The following is a 16,501-nucleotide window of genomic DNA, read 5'->3' on the forward strand; positions in this document are numbered from 1 at the left end:
CCGGGATGACGGAGGCTTATTTTTTCAGGATGGCGTCTGCTTTACCAGCAGCGTCTTTGAGCACAGCGTCTGGTTCACCCTTGCCAAGATATATGGTCTGCATCGCATTGGATGTGATGTCAGCAATTTCTTCCCAGCCCGGAATGATTGGTGCAAAACGTGCATCCGGCAAAAGCGCGGTGAAGGCTGCAAGATCGGCATTATTGACATAATAATCCATTTTCGCTTCCTCTTTGTTCACTGGAAGGAAGCCCTCGCCCTGCGTGAACTTGGCGCGCCAATCAGTCTGGAACAAGAAGTCGAGCACTTTCCATGCTTCCTCTTTATTCTTGGAGTTCTCAAACATAATGACCGAGTCAGTCACTCCATAAGTTCCTCGCGCACCCGTTGGACCAGCAGGAATCGCCGCCACGCCATATTTAAGATTTGGCGCTTCTTCCTTGATCTGGTTCGACAGGAACGGCGCGGTAATCATCATGCCGACCTTGCCTTGCTTGAACAGGTTTTGCACATCCTCACGCGCATAGGACGTGACGCCCGGCTGTGTCAGGCCATCGTCGATCATTGATTTGTAAAGTTTGGCTGCTTCAAGTGCACCCGGTGAGCTCAGGCCGGAGGTGCCATCCTTGTTAAGGATTTCAGCGCCTTGCGACCACATGGCGTAGTAATAATAAACGTCGGTCTCAATTTCTTTGCCTTGCAAGCCGAAACCATAGTTTTCGCCGCCCAGTGCCTTAATTTTCTCTGCGGCAGCTTTCACCTCATCCCATGTTGCAGGAGGATTGGCAACGCCTGCTTTTTCCAGCAAATCCTTGTTATAATACATCGCACGGGCAGAGGCTGCGATGGGCAGGCCATAGGTTTTGCCTTCTAACACCGAAGGCGACAGGAATGTTTCGATGAAGCGCCCCTTAAAAGCGTCATCCATATAACCATCAAGCGGCTCAGCAATGCCCTGTTGTACGAAATCGATTAGCCACCGGGTACCAATGATAGAAAGATCTGCGTTGGTTCCGGCGGAAATATCGGTGGTAAGCTTTTGTAGAAGCACATCCCATGGCACGATTTCGAAATTGAGCGTTATGCCGGGGTTTTCGGCCTCAAAAGCTTTCTTGACTTCATCAAAATAAGGTTTGGTTTTGGAGCTGTATTCCGCAACCGTCATTCGTACTTCTCCTGCCTGTGCGAAAGAGCTCAGAGCCAGGATGCTCAATCCAGCCAAAAGGCCAGCCTTCCATTTTCCTATCGTCATGTTTCCGTTCCCTTTTTTGGCATTGCTAAGTGCAAATTCATGCTCTTTTTTTGTTATTTTCTTACATTATCGGCAAATCAAACGCTTTCAAGTAAAAAGTTTTGTTGCAAACTTACATTTTCACTTTTACGCTAAAGCCAAATAAGGGCGCGAAAAGCGCCGTATAAAGGGGAATAAATTGGAGAATTCAGGCGAGTTTGCCGGAAAATCCGTATTGATAACCGGCGCAGGCGGTGGCGTGGGGACGGCTCTTGTTGAGCTTTTTACCTCTCGCGGTGCGCGCGTTGTCGGTTGCGATCTGACGCTTGAGGCAATGCAGAGCGATTGTATCTCTAGCCGTCACGTTTTTGACCTTGGTGCGTCTGAAAGAGTGGAGCAGGCAGCGAATAATATTATCGCTTTAGATGGTGTGCCTGATATCGTCATTAACAATGCTGGCTGGACTCGCTCAGATAGTTTTGAGGCTCTTGAGCAAAGCAATATCATAACTGAAATCGATATAAATCTGACGAGTGTTTCTGTGCTTTCTACTGTTCTGGCAAAGGCAATGGCAAGCCGGGGAAGCGGGGCTTTTGTCTTCATATCCTCCATCAACTCACTCATGCATTTTGGCAATCCAGCCTATGCGGCTGCAAAGGCTGGCATCAATGCTTTTGCTCGCGCCTTGGCTGTTGAATATGGTCCCAAAGGTCTCCGCGCGAATGTCGTTTGCCCGGGCTCTATTCGAACGGCTGCATGGGGGCATCGGATAGGCAAAGATCCTACAGTTCTGGAGAAATTGCGAAGGCTCTACCCTTTGGGACGCATCGTCAATGTTGGTGAGGTTGCGGAAGCCGTTGCGTTTTTAGCATCTGATCGAGCCTCGGGCATCACAGGCACGGTTTTGCCGGTTGATGCTGGCCTGATGGCTGGATGCAGGCCCTTTATTGATGATATTTTAGGTGGGAGCTAAGCGATGAAGAATGTCTCATTGCGCGGAATTACCAAGACTTTCGGTCAGCTTAACGTCCTTGACCGTGTTGATCTTGATATTGAAGATGGCGAATTTCTTGTTCTGGTCGGCCCATCCGGTTGTGGAAAATCGACGCTTTTACGAATGGTCGCTGGGCTTGAGCCAATTTCCAATGGTGATCTCATTATCGGCGGTGAACGAGCTAATGAATTGTCGCCGCAAAAGCGCAACATCGCAATGGTGTTTCAATCTTATGCGCTCTTTCCGCATATGACTGCGCGTGAAAATATCGGTTTCGGTCCCCGCATTCGCGGCGAAGATAAGTCAGCAACTGCTGCCAAGGTTGATAAAGCCGCAGGCATTCTCAACCTGCATTCCTATCTTGATCGTTATCCGCGCCAACTGTCTGGGGGGCAGCGTCAGCGTGTTGCTATGGGGCGCGCGATTGTGCGCGAACCTTCAGTATTTTTGTTTGACGAGCCGCTATCCAATTTGGATGCACAGCTACGTGTACAAATGCGAACTGAAATCAAAGCATTGCATCAACGACTCAAATCGACGGTGATCTATGTTACCCACGATCAGATTGAAGCGATGACGATGGCCGACCGTATTGTCGTGATGAATCAAGGCAAGATTCAGCAAATCGGCGCGCCGCTCGATCTTTATGATCGTCCGGCAAATAAGTTTGTCGCTGGCTTCATAGGCTCGCCGTCGATGAGCTTCATTCCCGGTGAAATGTTGGAGGGCGGCAAGTTTCGTACCGCCGAGGGCGAACAGATTGTCGTTCCAGGAAAGTCTGTTTCTGGCCGGGAGGCTGAATTGGGTGTACGCCCTGAGAATTTCGTCATTGCGAAAGAGGGGGAAGGGCTGACGCTTGCTATCGAAGTGGTCGAACCAACTGGGCCAGAAACCCATGTTTACGGAAAAATTGCTGGCGAAGCTATGCGTGCCGTGTTCCGCGAACGTATTCACCTTGCACCCGGAGAGCGAGTCCCTGTAACGGCAAAGCCCGAACACATTCATCTCTTTGATAAGCAAAGCGGATTGCCTTTTTAGCATCCGCATAAACAGGCCCGCATGAGTAAAATTGCTGACATACTTTCACAGCTTCATACTGTTGCGCAGGATGGATCGAAGTCCGAGAGGAGGCTGGCTGCTCTCGTGCTTTCTGAGCCTGACTACATATCGAAGGCAGCAATCTCAGAAATTGCACAGCGGGCAGGTGTTAGTGAGCCGACTGTTACGCGCTTTTGCAGATCGCTTGGTTGCGATGGTGTACGTGATTTCAAACTCTTTCTGGCACAAGCGTTGGCAATTGGAGGTCAGTATCTAACCGCGGAAACACCCTCGCGCGATGTACGTGAGGCGCGCATTGCACTTGCGATTACCGATGGTGCTATTTCCGCTATTCAGCGCGCCTGTGATCATCTCGATATGTCCGTTATCATGAATATTGGAGAACGGATTGCGGCATCTGGTTCCGTGCTTTGTATAGGCTCGGGCGGCATTTCCTCGATGCTGGCAACAGAAATGCAGAATAGGCTTTTTAGGTTAGGCATTTCTGTGGTTGCACATGTCGATGGTCAGTTGCAGCGTATGTATGCAGCTATCGCAACGCCTGAGACTATAGTGATTGCCTTTTCCGTTTCAGGCTATGCGCGCTCGGTGATTGAAGCTGTGCAGATTGCTAAACAATATGGAGCCGATACGATTGCAATTACTGCACCCGATTCAGAATTGGCTGGAACCGCAAGTACGGTTGTACCGTTTCTCGTTAATGAGGATGGTAATTTGTTCAAACCGACGTCATCGCGCTTCGCCTTGTTGGCGATAGCAGACATGATTGCAACGGCAACTGCGGAAACACGCGGACCGGAAGTGCTGGAACGTCTGAGACGCATTAAGCAAAGTTTGAATGTTTTAAAAATAGATGATCCGCGTTTGCCGCTGGGAGACTGATGAATGACGAGGCCTAAAAATATCCATGAGATTGATACACCTGCAATTCTGATTGATGTAAATCGCGTTCAGGCCAATATTGTTAAGGCACAGGCGCATGCGGATGCGATCGGCGTGAAGCTTCGTCCGCATATTAAAACACATAAGCTCCCATATTTTGCACGACGCCAGCTTGAGGCCGGAGCTGCTGGCATTACCTGTCAAAAGCTTGGTGAAGCGGAAGTCATGGCGGATGCCGGCATCATCGATATTTTCTTGCCCTATAATATTTTGGGTAAGGAAAAGCTTGATCGACTTTATGCTCTGCATCAGCGCATCACAATCTCGGTAACGGTTGATAACGCTACGGCCCTTGAGGGACTGGCAAAGCGCTTCACCAATGCAGGGCGGCCGCTTAAGGTTCTCGTGGAATGCGACACCGGCATGGGGCGCTGTGGCGTGCAAACAGCCGAAGAAGCGCTCGAACTTGCCCGGCAGATCAGTCAGAGCAAAGGGCTGCACTTCGGCGGCTTGATGACCTATCCTGCGACTGGCAAAGCAGAACAGGCCGAAAACTGGTTGCGTAAAGCGCGCGATCTTTTGGCTACCAATGGCCTTCAATGTGAAACTATTTCAAGCGGCGGCACGCCTGACATGTGGCTTTCGCCCACTGACAGCGTCGTTACTGAATACCGCCCGGGTACCTATATCTATTTTGACCGTTTTCAGGTGGCAAAGGGCGCGGCAACCCTTAACGATTGCGCTTTGACGGTACTCGCGACAATCGTTAGCCATCCCACGGAAGACCGCGCAATTATCGATGCTGGTTCAAAATCACTTTCAAGCGATACGCTTGGATTGCCTGATTTTGGCGAACTGGCTGGTAGGACAGACGCAAAGGTGACAGGTCTGAGCGAAGAGCACGGCACTGTTAAGGGTGATATTGCAGGCTTAAAGGTTGGTGATAAGGTGCGGATTATTCCTGATCACGTCTGTGTTGTTTCCAATCTCTTCGATGAAGTGCACCTGATTTCCGGCGACGATATCATTGATATTCTGCCTGTCTCCGCACGCGGAAAGCTTAAATGATGATAGATAATCCTTTTTCCGCCGACAAAGACCGCGAGCAGATTTGGGACATGCTGGTTCGTCGTGATATTGAGGCCTTTGTCACGCAGAACTGGTCATTGGTTGCTGATGACTTTGATGAGGCGCGCTTTCTTGGCATCCATGCGCATGGTGAAGCAAACCCGGACAAATGGGATGCGGCTTTCCCAACACTTGCTTCCTATCGCGATGAATGGTTGCGGCAGGCATCCGCGAGTGCGGCAACTGATTATGCCGAATCTCTTACCGATGGCGTGCATCGTGCAACACGACTCAATGTCATTGATATCAACGGTGATGTCGCGGTTGCGCGTAAAAAATTCGACGGTACTATCGCTAAAGCAGATGGAACGCAGGATATTCTGAACTGGCAGACGCTCTATTTCTGTCGTCGCGATGGCGATCGTTGGCGTATCACGGGCTTTGTCGGATATATGGTTAACGACTGATTGAAATGCGTTCAATGTTATTGCAAATTTGAGCGCGGATTGGTTGATCCGCGCTCATTTTTATGGCAAATCACGCCATATATTGCACAAGTATAATCATACAATTTCACTGTAATTAAGCTCAATTATATTCTACGAATACTAAATTGTCTCATGTCGCAGCCAATTGCATATTTGTCGCAGCTCGCTCCTGTGCGGCCCTTCCAGCGGATTACTATTATAGGCAGGTTGACCGATTAAATCCAAGAACCGGATAAGTCGATTAGCCCTCATATTTCGTCGCGCAGCCCATCAAAAACAATCAAGGGGACGGGCCGTGCAAAGATGAATCCGTGACTGTGGGTGGACATGTCGGGAAATGGCCTATATAAATAGATCACACCAATCGATAATCATTCCATGTGGGTATGTCGTTGCCCGCAAGTTGCGCATGTCCAATTCGCGCATGAATGAAGAAATAAAAATGATAAAAAGGAGATTAAACCCACCAGCACAGTGGGGTTAAACATAATGCATGGTATTTTATACAAGGATGAAAGTATGAAGTCGCCAGCTAAGACAAAGATAAGCTTGAATAGCGTGTTTAAAGTCTTCGGCGACGATCCGAAGCTTGCGATGCAGGAATTGCTCGCAGGTAAATCAAAGGCCCAGATTCACAGCGATCATGGCGCCACAATCGGTGTAGACAACGCGACCTTCGATATAAAAGAAGGTGAAGTATTCGTGATTATGGGCCTCTCTGGTTCAGGTAAATCAACGTTGTTGCGCCTTCTCAATCGTCTTATTGAGCCGACCGACGGTTCCATTGAAGTTGATGGCCGCGATATCGTGAAAATGTCGAAGCGCGAGCTTATCGATCTTCGTCGCCGCGATATGAGCATGGTGTTCCAGTCATTTGCGCTTCTTCCAAATAGAAACGTCATCGATAATGCCGCGTTTGGTCTTGAAGTAGCCGGAATGGGCGAGGCTGAACGTCACGAAAAAGCGCTGAAAGCGCTGGCAGCAGTCGGTCTTGAACCCTATTCTCATTCGATGCCTGATCAGCTTTCCGGCGGGATGAAGCAGCGCGTCGGTCTAGCAAGAGCACTGGCCAGTGAACCCACTATCCTGTTGATGGACGAGGCATTTTCGGCGCTTGATCCGTTGATCCGCACGGAAATGCAGGATGAATTGAAGCGTCTTCAGGCGGAACACAGCCGCACAATCATTTTTGTGAGCCACGATCTCGACGAAGCCATGCGTATTGGTGATCGTATTTGCATCATGCAGCACGGCAAAGTCGTCCAAGTCGGTACACCAAACGAAATCGTCTCGGCACCTGCAAATGATTATGTCCGGTCATTCTTCCGCAATGTTGATGTCTCGCGTGTGTTTAAGGCTGCTGATGTCGTGCGCGAAGATGAGCTGATCACCTTCGATCAGGCACAATTGTCTTCGGCACTCGAACGTCTTGATGCAAGCGGCAAGTCGTATGGCGTGTTGCTGGATGCCGACCGTATTTATCGCGGTGTTGTCACTCGTGATGCGCTCGCCAGCGGTAGTTTTAAAGCTGAGAATGATCAGCTTGATGGTGCAGCTGCAATTCAGGCCGATGCCCCACTATCCGGACTTCTGGTGCGTGTCGCTGAAAGCCCTTGGCCGGTGCCCGTCACCGACCGGAACAATCGCTATCTCGGCGCTATCAGTAAATCGGCATTGCTTGAAACGCTTGGCCGCGCAGGCTGATCTGCGCGCCTCATTTTTCTCAGGCTTTCGGGATTAATCCCGTTTTGGACGCCCGCAAGGGACAAAAGTCCAGCCATAGGTAACTCGATCTGAAATGGACGGTAAACCATGGATTTTAATTTTAGTATTGGCGGTGGGGCAGATGTAGTGGTCAACTACATTCTCGATCATTTCACGCCTGCACTTGATATTATTGCAGCCACTATCGGCTTTGTAACCGATGGTATTCAAAATGCTCTTCTCGCAATTCCACCATATGGCGGCGTTGCAATTCTCACTCTGTTAGCCCTCTGGAGGGTAGGCTGGAAATTCGCGATTTTTGCAGTTCTGGCCCTGGCTCTCATCATTCACATGGGGCTGTGGAGCGGCACGATGGAAAGCCTCTCACTGGTGCTGGCTTCCACAATCATCGCGGTTGTGATCGGTATCCCGCTTGGTATTGCGATGGCGCGCAGCGATGCGGTTGCATCTGTTGTCCGTCCAGTGCTTGATCTCATGCAGACAATGCCAGCATTCGTCTATCTTATTCCGGCGGCTATGTTTTTCGGCCTTGGCGCCGTGCCGGGAACGATTGCAACGGTGATCTTCGCCATGCCGCCGGTGGTGCGTTTGACCAATCTTGGTATTCGTCAGGTCCATGCAGAATTTGTAGAGGCAGGCCTCGCATTTGGTTGCACGTCACGACAGCTGCTTTTCAAGGTACAGCTCCCAAATGCCATGCCATCAATTATGGCAGGTATGAACCAGACAATCATGCTGTCGCTCTCGATGGTGGTTATCGCATCCATGATCGGTGCGGGTGGTCTTGGGAATACGGTACTAACTGGCATTCAGCGTCTTGACGTCGGCAAGGGCTTTGAAGGCGGTCTGGCCGTGGTCATTCTGGCCGTTATTCTCGACCGCATTACGCAGAGCTTTGGCAAGGGAAATTCTGGTGGCCTGCTGGGCTTTTTCAAAAGGCTGTCCTTCATGAAAAAGACTGAGGGCGAGCAGTCCTCATCCTCACTGCGCAATCAACAAGCATAAATAAAAAACGGGAACTCTTTCAATTCAAAGGAGAAGTTATGTTAGGTAAACTGACAAAATTCGGTCTTGCGGCAGTTGTTGCAGGCAGCATGTGCGCCGGAGCAGCCTTCGCGCAGGATAGCAAGACGGTGAAAATCGGCTGGGCTCCATGGTCTGATGCGGAGTTCGTAACGAAACTCGCTGCAAAGCTGATTGAAGATAATCTCGGCCAGAAGGTTGAGCTGGTTCAGACCGATGTTGCGCCGCTGTATCAGGGTGTGAGCCGTGGCGATATCGATGCCATGATGATGGCATGGTTGCCGGAAACGCACGCGGATTATTACAAGCGCGTTGAAGATAAGGTCGAAAACCTCGGTCCTCTTTACGAAGGTGCCAAGCTTGGCTGGATTGTGCCGGACTACATTCCGGAAAGTGAAATTAGCTCGATTGAAGATCTGAAGAAGCCGGAAGTTCGTGAGAAACTGAAGGGTGAGATTCAGGGTATTGATCCGGGTGCAGGTCTGACCCGTCTTTCCGAAGAAGCGATCAAAAAATATGGCTTGGATTACAAGTTGAATATATCCAGTGAAGCCGCGATGCTGACGACAGTTGATCGTGCGACACGTTCGGACGGTTGGTTTGTTGCTACCTCCTGGAGTCCGCATTGGATGTTTGGCAAATATAAGCTTCGTTATATTGCTGATCCAGAAGGCGCATTGGGCGGAGCAGAGCATATTGATGCACTTGCTCGTAAGGGCTTCAAGGAAGACAATCCAAAGGTCGCGTCGCTGCTCGAGAAGATGATCATTCCAATTGATGAGCTTGAAGCAGCAATGTTTGAAGCGCAGGAAACTTCTTACGAGAAGGCCGTTGATAAATACATCACCGATCATCCGGATCGGATTAAAGAATGGCTTGCTGAATAAGCAGTGCTCGTTCGACAAAACAGAACCCCGGCATACGCCGGGGTTTTTGTTTAGAGTAACGCGCTTAAACCACATAGCCGGGCCACCAATTTAATTGGATACTCCCAATTGAAAAGGAGCAGGCTCCTCCCCAAGAACCTGCTCCTTAATGCATCGCCCCCGCCTGCGGATGGTCGATGCTGTATCTGTAAGCTATTGATTAGTAATAACTAATTAAAAGCCCTTAATCTTATGATCAACTTTAACGCACAATTGTTTTGAAGTGCAACTTGATTCTGATGTTCGCTAAGGGAATTCTGACATTTTTTACTTGAATTGAAAAAGCTGTCAGATTTTGCAGGCAGTTACTCTAGTCCACAAGCGCGCAGAAACAGCGTAGAGACTTCTTTTTCGATGCGATCAAGGTCTAACGGCTCGTCTTTACTGAGCGACATCATGCTGCGGACCTGTGTTTCAAAGTCGGCATAGTGCTGGGTGACGGCCCATATATGCATCTGGAATAGCAGTGGATCGACAGGCTTGATACGGCCATCATCAACCCACGACTGAATGAGCTTCACTGCATTATGAGTTGCTGAAACGTGCTTCTTCCAGTGACGACTTAGAAAAGGCGCACCGTTAGCGATTTCTGTCGTAAAGAGCCGTGATGCTTTCGGGTTTTTCTGGCTGAATTCAAGCTTGGCACGAATATATTGCCGGATAAGCGTTGCAGGGTCTTCCTCATTGCTGACACCGAGAAAGATATCTTCCCACTCATCGAGAATATAAATGAGAATATCCTCGTAAAGCTCTTCTTTGCTGGAAATATAGTAATGGAGCTGCGGTTTGGTCAGTCCGGCGCGCTGCGCAATCCCTTGTGTAGATGCGCCAGCTAGTCCTTTTTCAGCAAATTCATCAATGGCGGCTGTACGAATGGCACCCTGAATACGACGCCTGCGGCCAAGAACCTTGTCTCGGCCGGTTAGCTCACTATCGTCATTCTGGTTGTCTGTGGTCATTCGTACCAGCCGCTATTAAAATTGCAGGAGGGTTATTGGCCCAATTGCTTCTTGATGTCGAGACCCGCACCCTTGTTAACAAAAGCGTCGGTTGCAACCTTCGTCATATCCAGCTCGTCGCCGCTGACGATGCCCGACTTGCGTGCGAGTTCGTAGAACTCTTTCACACGGTTCATGTCGATTGCGCCAATGCCCTTTTCGAGTGTGTCGCCGCCGTCAATAAGCTTAAGATCCTTGAGGCGCGCGAGCTCCGCATCAAGTGTTTCTTTGCTCATATCCGCATTGTCTTTGAGGATCAGTTCATAGGCTTTGCTGTTGTCGCCATAAAGGAAGTTGTTCCAGCCTTCGATGGAGGCCGTTACAAATCGCTGTACTAGCTCAGGATTCTCATCGACGAGCTGCTGGCGTGTTTCGATGGTGTTGGCATAGGTGTTGAAGCCCTGATCTGCCAGCAGGAAGGTCGTGACCTTCGCGCCTTCTTTTTCAGCATAGATTGGCTCGGCAGTGGCATAGGCCTGCTGCACGGTCTTCTTGTCGCTCAGGAACTGCGCAAGACTATAGCCATAAGGACGAAGCTGCTCGTCCTGGAAGCCGAAATCCTTAACCAGCCAAGGCCAGAAAGAGAACTGACCATCCTTGGAGATCAGGATTGTTTCTGCATTGGCAAGGTCTTTGAAGTCCTTGTATTCGCCTTCATGTGCCATCAGTGCCTGCGGATCCTTCTGGTAGAAAGCAGCCACGACAGTGGTTGGCACGCCATTGGCGACGTTGTTGAACGACAAGAGAAGATTGCCAGTCAGCAGGAAGTCAAGACGGCCAGCAGCCAGCATCGGACGATTGTTGACCTGTGGTCCGCCCATTTCGATCTTGACGTCAAGGCCGTGCTTTTCATAGGTGCCATCGGCAACCGCCTGATAGAAACCGCCATGACCGGCTTGTGCCAGCCAGTTGGTGCCCAGTGTTACCTTGTCGAGTGCATAGGCCATCTGTGCAGAAAGGCCCAGTGAAAGAGCAGCGAGTGCTGTAACGAGTGTCTTTTTCATTTTAGTTCCCCTTAGTTAGTCCTGTGCTACCATGTCGGCTGTCCAGCCGCGGGTTTTGCCCGGATTGAGCAGGCCGTATGGGTCAGCCTGCTTCTTGAATTCGATCTGAACACTGTCGATTTCCTTCATGCCGCCGTCTTCGATGGTGTAGGCGTGCGGATCATAGATGTCGCAGCCATCAACCTGTTCCAGCTCTTCGATCAGGCGGTACATTTCTTCGCGGCCTTCAAAGCGCACGAGCGGCAGTGCAAAAATCTGCAGCTCCCCTTCAAGACGCGCCATTTCGTGATGCATATATTGCGTCTCGCCATAGCGTGCGATCTGGCGTGTCACCACATCGATGTCGAACGGGCGAGGATAGGCAACCTGCAAATAAGTCCAGCCCGGTTCTGCCTTGAGTGCCTGAAGTGTCGTGTGGTTCCAGCCGCATTCGTAAGCGGGTTGCAGTCCAGCCTTGTGCAATTCATCAAGCGTCATCGAGAAGGTGACTTTGCCACCAAATTCAGTCGCAAGAGCTTCAAAGCGCGCCACTTCTTCTGGTGCAATCATCGCAAAAACCGCATCCTTGTCGGATGGGAAAAGATCACCAAACTTGGTGTAGAAGCGTGCAAAGCGGCGATCCACCGTCGTCAGCAGATAGCAATCCAGATTTTCTTCGAGTGCTTTGAGGCAGAATTTCAGTGTTGCCTCGTAGCTGTCGAAGAGGGCTGCGGTATGCACCCACTCGGTTGCTTTGGTGAGACCTATTTCGAGTTCAAGAATAATGCCATTGGTGCCATAGGCGTGCTGCACTTTGTGAATGTCGCGGCCTGTCAGCTCAATGATTTTTGGCTCGGCCTCAACGGTCAGAACCTTGACTGAATAGACATTGCCATCGTCGCGCAGCATGCCGTGGCGCAGCGAACCGATACCGCCCGAGCCGCCTGAGAAAAAGCCGCCAATGGTGGCAATACGGCGCGTGGACGGGTACATCAGCAGTTCCTGACCCGTTTCACGCACAGCATCGTCGAGGCGCGAAATACGGGCGCCGCCTTCAACACGAACCTTACCCGGCTCGATTGCAATGATGCGGTCGATCTTGGTCATATCAAGAATGACGCCGCCTTCGAGCGGAACGCACTGGCCGTAATTGCCGGTGCCACCGCCGCGAACGGTGATTGGAATGCGAAGCTTGGCGGCAGCAGCTGCCACGCGGCGCACTTCATCCTGATCTTTTGGGATAACAACGAGATCGCCTAGATAATGACCGATATCTTCCGTCAGGATCGGGCTATACCAGAAATAATCGCGGGACCGCAATTCGACCTGCTTTGGGTCGTCATAAATGCGGATACCTTCGATTTCGGCGCGAAATGCGGCCCAGTCATAGATGCGCTGTGGTGCGGCAGAATTCATGGGGTTCTCCGATTAAATTGGTTTGCCATCGCGCCAAACGGTTCGATGTGCTTGTGGACGGCTGATGAGGTCGTTGATGTCGGTGGCGTCGTGCCAAATGAAGTTTGCAGGTCCGCCTTCGGTCAGCGTCTGGACGCGGTTGCTTCCGATGAAACGCGCGGGCAGTGTGGTGATGCTATCTAACCATTCATCCGGCTCCAGATGGCAGACCGGGGCCGCGAGGCGCAGGGCCGAAAGCGGGTCGTAGTCGCCATAAGGATAAAACGCGTCGCGCACATTGTCGGAACCGAGCATGGCGTCCATTCCCGCCCGGCGCGCTTCTTTAAGGGGGGCAACACCACGAAGGCGTGGCGATTTTCCGCCAAGCCTGTCTTGCAGGTAGAGGTTGGATGTTGGCAGCGATACCAGCGCTGTTCCTGCATCCGCAGCAGCATTGAGAATGCGGCTTAGGTCTTCGGGCGAACGCAATGAAAGTGAACAGGCATGGCCGCAAAGAACACGGCCCGCCATATTGTGTCGCTTGGTTGCAGCAACAATCAGCGAAAAGCCATCGGCCTCTAATTCAAGCCCTTCATCGACATGAAAGTCGAGCTTGAGGCCGTGCAAAGCCGCGAGACGAAACATCTCTTCGATTTTTGCTTTAAGATCAGCATTGCGATAGAAGAATGCGCCAAGGACGCCGCCGTCTTTTGCTACACGTTCAGCAATGGCTGCACCTGCGCCGAGTACAATGTCGCCATGGATAAGAGCCGCAAGCTCAAGATCAATGCGGTCTTTCCATTCCTGACGCAGCTCGTTCAGCGCAGGCCACGCGGTCGGTACATCAGGTGTCGTCCAGTCGACATGAGTACGCATTGCGCCAACGCCCTGAGCATAGGCTACTTCAAGAGCAATGGTGGCGCGTGCGTGAATATCGTCAGCATTCCAGTGCTGGCGATCAATATTCATCAGATCAATCGCGTCGAACAGACATTCAACTTTGGCGCTGCCTCGTTCGGCAATGCGGCCAATGGTGAATGTTTTGTCGAGATGCACATGCACGTCGGCGAATAGCGGTGTAATAAAGCCACCATTTTTAGATTGTGAGGGCGTCAGTGAAGCAATGTGCCCGCCATTGATGCTGATGTCGTAATGACCATCAAGATCAGCAATGGCGACACCTTTCAGCATATCAACGTTCACGGCGGATCTCGCTTTCATGCCAGCGTCCGAGAACGAGGCGCGATAGCCAGCTTGTGAGCAGGAAAATCACGATGCCGAGCAGTGAAACGAGGAACAGTGCCGCGAACATGCGCGGGATTTCGTTACGGAAGCTCGATTCCAGAATGCGAGACGCGAGGCCGGTACTTTGGCCAGCGCTGCCCGCAACGAACTCTGCTACCACAGCACCGATCAGCGAAAGACCACCCGCAATCTTGAGCGCTGCCATGAAGTAAGGCAGAGCACTTGGGGCAAGCAGATAGCGCAGACGTTGCCACGGCGAAGCGCGATAGAGTTTGAACAGATCCCGCAGATTATGATCAGCACTGCGCAGGCCGATGACGGTGTTTGACAGGATCGGGAAAAAGGCCACAATCCACGCGCAGATCAGCAATGCTGAAAATGTATCGCGCACATAGATCAGGATTAGCGGTGCAATGGCGATAACCGGGGTCACTTGAAGAATGACGGCAAACGGAAAGAAAGCCATTTCAATTGGTCGCGACAGGGCAAAGATCATGCCGAGCAGAACGCCGCCGACAATCGCGCAAAACAGCGAAATGAGTGTGAGCTTGACCGTAAACCACATCGACGTCGCCAATGATGGTCCGTCTTTTACGAGCGTTTCACCGATCAGTGACGGGGCTGGGATGAGGTAATGCGGCACTTCATAAAAGCGCACAAGGCCTTCCCAAATGCATAGTGCGATCAGGATCGCGAATGTCGGCATGATGATGCGCAGATTGCGCTCACGACGAGCGAGACGGTGTTGCTCTGAATTAAGAACAGGCAGTTCGTTTTGCATTTTCCCCGTCCTCAATGGTCGATGTCTTGCGACGAAAGCGTTGCGGTGAGCGCATCGGAAACCCGTGCGCAATCTTTTGCGTAAGCTTCGGTGGCACGATAATTTTCGGCGCGTGGATAGCTGCCGTCGATGCCGATATCGGCAACAACGCGTCCGGGACGGGCGGCCATGACGATGACGCGATTGGAGAGATAGACGGACTCGTAAACGCTGTGCGTGACGAAGATCACGGTTAGACCGTGTTCCCGCCAAAGCCGCAGCACGTCGTTGTTGAGCTTGAAGCGCGTCATTTCATCGAGCGCCGCAAAAGGCTCATCCATCAACAAAAGGCGCGGGCGTGTTACCAATGCACGGGCAATGGATACGCGCATCTTCATGCCGCCGGAAAGTTCGCGCGGATAAGCGGCCGCAAAGCGTGACAGGCCAACTTGCGTCAGAGCTTCTTCGACGCGCGGGGTGGCTTCCCTGCGCGACATGCCGGAAAGGCGCAGTGGCAAATAGACATTGTCGAACACGCTGGCCCACGGCATTAGGGTTGGCTCCTGAAACACAAAGCCGATGTCCTGCGCACCAATCGGGCCTTTGCCCGGTGCATGGCCATTGACGCGAATGTCGCCAGCGGAGATGGATTCAAGCCCTGCGATCATGCGCAGCGCTGTACTTTTGCCGCAACCTGATGGGCCGAGGAAGCTTACGAACTGACCTTGTTCGATCTTGAGAGACATATCGCTGACCGCAATGACGCCTGTGCCATACTGCTTGTAGACGCCGTTGATATCGATCAGGGAAGGTGAGGTTTGCGAGTTGGGGGCCACGCTCATCGTCCTTACCAGGCAGGCTTATTATCAAGCCAAGAGAGCGGCGCTCGCTCAATCTCAGCCAGGACTTCAACCAACCGTTCGGCGGCGAAATCGATGGTCTTGCGGCCTTTTTCGGCAGTGGCGAGCGACGCGTCACCCGCAGCACCATGTGCATTGATGTCCTGAACCTGCCATGCAGGTTTCGCACCACCACTCAGCGAAAGGTGCTTGTAGTCCGAAGCTAATGTTTCAGTCAGCGTGTGGAAGTTCTGCGCTTTAGACATATCCACCAGATCGGGGTGGAACTCGAGCATGACAGAAGTTTCCATATCGCCTGCATGAATGCCGTGCTTAAGCTCATGCTCGCTATAAACACCGTCCGGCATACCGAGGCCGAACCAGTTGACGCTGAACACCATCATATTGTGCTTAATGCGCAATTCGCGGGCGACCGTATCCATGATCGTGATCTGGCCGCCATGGCTGTTCAAAAGCGCCATTTTGCGCACGCCACTTGCTGCAACGCAGGCACCGATTTCGCACCACATGCGAATGAGCGTCTCTGCGGAGAATGTTAGCGTACCGGGATAGAGGCTATGTTCATTGCTTTTACCAATGGCCTGTGTCGGCAGAAAAAGTGCATGGCTTTCATCAGGCAGGCGGGCGACGGTCTCTTTGACCATGCCGTCTACGATTGCCGCATCGACTGCCAGCGGCAGGTGTGGTCCGTGCTGTTCAATTGCGCCAACGGGCAAAACCGCCACAATCTTCTCGCGCTCGAGGCGTGAAAACGCTTCGCTCGTGTAATCAGACCAATATCTTTTCAATGCGGTGGCTCCTGCATTCTTGGGAGGCGGTAAAGCTTTTTACTAAACAATCTGACCGATCGGTCAAACTAAATGT

16 protein-coding genes are annotated in these 16,501 nt (G+C 51.5%); 8 read left to right on the forward strand and 8 right to left on the reverse strand.

Going from position 1 to position 16,501, the window contains the following annotated elements:
* Nucleotides 1-16: 16 nt before the first annotated feature.
* Complete coding sequence (locus J2782_RS09155; RefSeq protein WP_310011681.1) at nt 17-1,252, reverse strand: ABC transporter substrate-binding protein; 1,236 nt, start codon at nt 1,250-1,252, stop codon at nt 17-19.
* A 178-nt stretch (nt 1,253-1,430) separates the two neighbouring features.
* Here J2782_RS09155 and J2782_RS09160 point away from each other — a divergent pair, with 178 nt between their 5' ends.
* The 8 genes from J2782_RS09160 (at nt 1,431) to J2782_RS09195 (ending at nt 9,357) form a co-directional block, all read left to right on the forward strand.
* Entirely contained in the window at nt 1,431-2,204 is a 774-nt protein-coding gene (locus J2782_RS09160; RefSeq protein ID WP_310011683.1) for an SDR family oxidoreductase, read from the forward strand.
* Nucleotides 2,205-2,207: 3 nt separating this feature from the next.
* On the forward strand, nt 2,208-3,263 hold the full coding sequence (locus tag J2782_RS09165) for an ABC transporter ATP-binding protein (protein ID WP_310011684.1): 1,056 nt from the start codon (nt 2,208-2,210) through the stop codon (nt 3,261-3,263).
* Between the two features lie 21 nt (nt 3,264-3,284).
* On the forward strand, nt 3,285-4,166 hold the full coding sequence (locus J2782_RS09170) for a MurR/RpiR family transcriptional regulator (protein ID WP_310011686.1): 882 nt from the start codon (nt 3,285-3,287) through the stop codon (nt 4,164-4,166).
* Between the two features lie 3 nt (nt 4,167-4,169).
* On the forward strand, nt 4,170-5,234 hold the full coding sequence (locus J2782_RS09175) for a D-TA family PLP-dependent enzyme (RefSeq protein WP_310011688.1): 1,065 nt from the start codon (nt 4,170-4,172) through the stop codon (nt 5,232-5,234).
* Nucleotides 5,231-5,701 (forward strand): hypothetical protein, encoded by a 471-nt coding sequence (locus tag J2782_RS09180; RefSeq protein ID WP_310011692.1) that lies wholly within the window; start codon nt 5,231-5,233, stop codon nt 5,699-5,701. The genes J2782_RS09175 and J2782_RS09180 overlap by 4 nt, the downstream gene beginning before the upstream one ends.
* 540 nt (nt 5,702-6,241) lie before the next feature.
* Nucleotides 6,242-7,426 carry a glycine betaine/L-proline ABC transporter ATP-binding protein ProV gene (gene proV, locus J2782_RS09185; RefSeq protein ID WP_310011693.1) on the forward strand — a complete coding sequence of 395 codons (1,185 nt, stop codon included), beginning with the start codon at nt 6,242-6,244 and terminating at the stop codon, nt 7,424-7,426.
* Between the two features lie 108 nt (nt 7,427-7,534).
* A complete protein-coding gene (locus J2782_RS09190) occupies nt 7,535-8,452 on the forward strand; it encodes an ABC transporter permease (protein ID WP_310011695.1) in 918 nt (305 codons plus the stop codon).
* Nucleotides 8,453-8,490: 38 nt separating this feature from the next.
* On the forward strand, nt 8,491-9,357 hold the full coding sequence (locus J2782_RS09195; protein WP_310011696.1) for a glycine betaine ABC transporter substrate-binding protein: 867 nt from the start codon (nt 8,491-8,493) through the stop codon (nt 9,355-9,357).
* 344 nt (nt 9,358-9,701) lie between these two features.
* Here the strand turns inward: J2782_RS09195 and J2782_RS09200 are convergent, their stop codons facing one another.
* From J2782_RS09200 to J2782_RS09230, 7 genes are read right to left on the reverse strand one after another with little or no spacing between them, the layout of a single operon-like run.
* Nucleotides 9,702-10,355, reverse strand: coding sequence for a TetR family transcriptional regulator C-terminal domain-containing protein (locus tag J2782_RS09200; protein ID WP_310011697.1), 654 nt, complete (start codon nt 10,353-10,355; stop codon nt 9,702-9,704).
* Nucleotides 10,356-10,387: 32 nt separating this feature from the next.
* Entirely contained in the window at nt 10,388-11,398 is a 1,011-nt protein-coding gene (locus J2782_RS09205; RefSeq protein ID WP_310011698.1) for an ABC transporter substrate-binding protein, read from the reverse strand.
* Nucleotides 11,399-11,413: 15 nt separating this feature from the next.
* The gene (locus tag J2782_RS09210) at nt 11,414-12,793 is read right to left on the reverse strand and encodes an FAD-binding oxidoreductase (protein WP_310011699.1); all 1,380 of its coding nucleotides are present in this window, start codon (nt 12,791-12,793) and stop codon (nt 11,414-11,416) included.
* Nucleotides 12,794-12,805: 12 nt separating this feature from the next.
* Complete coding sequence (locus J2782_RS09215) at nt 12,806-13,993, reverse strand: amidohydrolase family protein (RefSeq protein WP_310011700.1); 1,188 nt, start codon at nt 13,991-13,993, stop codon at nt 12,806-12,808.
* A complete protein-coding gene (locus J2782_RS09220; RefSeq protein WP_310011701.1) occupies nt 13,965-14,798 on the reverse strand; it encodes an ABC transporter permease in 834 nt (277 codons plus the stop codon). The genes J2782_RS09215 and J2782_RS09220 overlap by 29 nt, the downstream gene beginning before the upstream one ends.
* 11 nt (nt 14,799-14,809) lie before the next feature.
* A complete protein-coding gene (locus J2782_RS09225; protein ID WP_310011702.1) occupies nt 14,810-15,619 on the reverse strand; it encodes an ABC transporter ATP-binding protein in 810 nt (269 codons plus the stop codon).
* A 5-nt stretch (nt 15,620-15,624) separates the two neighbouring features.
* Nucleotides 15,625-16,425 carry a creatininase family protein gene (locus J2782_RS09230; RefSeq protein WP_310011704.1) on the reverse strand — a complete coding sequence of 267 codons (801 nt, stop codon included), beginning with the start codon at nt 16,423-16,425 and terminating at the stop codon, nt 15,625-15,627.
* Nucleotides 16,426-16,501 lie beyond the last annotated feature (76 nt).

It is taken from the genome of Brucella pseudogrignonensis (assembly GCF_031454375.1).
Taxonomy (GTDB): domain Bacteria; phylum Pseudomonadota; class Alphaproteobacteria; order Rhizobiales; family Rhizobiaceae; genus Brucella; species Brucella pseudogrignonensis_A.